Consider the following 867-nt stretch of genomic DNA (forward strand, 5'->3'; position numbering starts at 1 on the left):
CACCGCGACCACGAACACGACGCCGGCGACGATGACCACCCACGCGACCACTTGACCCAGCCGACTGTGCGCGCCGAATCGATGCCCGTCCCCGGGGTGGCCGGTCACGGTGGTCGGTTCGCCGCTGGATTCAGGATTTTGCGTCATGCCCCAAACGATGGCACGGGTATACCCACCGGGGGTAGGGACCATTGGCCCTAGAAAAGGGCGTGGCCCATCTGGTCGGCTTACCTGATGGCCGGATTCACTCGGCGGGCCGCGCTCGCCGCGCTCGGCGCGGGCAGCGTCCTGGGTCTGGCGCATCTGCGTGCGCGCGTCTTTGGTCCTCCCTCGACCGCTATCCGCCTCACGGACGGGGGCGGTTTCATGGGCGCCGGTCACATGGACATGAGCCGCTACATGGAGATGTTCATGCGGCACAGCGAAATCGACCGGATCGTCGAGGACATCCCCGGCGGCGTGCGCACCACCACCGAATCGGCATCACCGGACCTGACCGCTCAACTGCAAGAGCATGTTTCGAGCATGTACGCCCACCTCGATCAGGGCACCGAAATCCGTTGTATGAGCCAGACCCAGGACGCTGCCCGCGCCGAGCGCGGCGAGCGCGGCCCGCCGAGTGAATCCGGCCATCAGGTAAGCCGACCAGATGGGCCACGCCCTTTTCTAGGGCCAATGGTCCCTACCCCCGGTGGGTATACCCGTGCCATCGTTTGGGGCATGACGCAAAATCCTGAATCCAGCGGCGAACCGACCACCGTGACCGGCCACCCCGGGGACGGGCATCGATTCGGCGCGCACAGTCGGCTGGGTCAAGTGGTCGCGTGGGTGGTCATCGTCGCCGGCGTCGTGTTCGTGGTCGCGGTG

At 66.6% G+C, this 867-nt stretch carries 1 pseudogene; it reads left to right on the forward strand.

Annotation, left to right across the window (positions count from 1 at the left end):
* Positions 1-234 precede the first annotated feature (234 nt).
* Positions 235-867 (forward strand): annotated as a pseudogene (locus tag A5709_RS28420) (hypothetical protein); the annotation flags it as partial.

This window comes from Mycobacterium sp. E1386 (genome assembly GCF_001672745.1).
In the GTDB taxonomy this organism is placed as follows: Bacteria; Actinomycetota; Actinomycetes; order Mycobacteriales; family Mycobacteriaceae; genus Mycobacterium.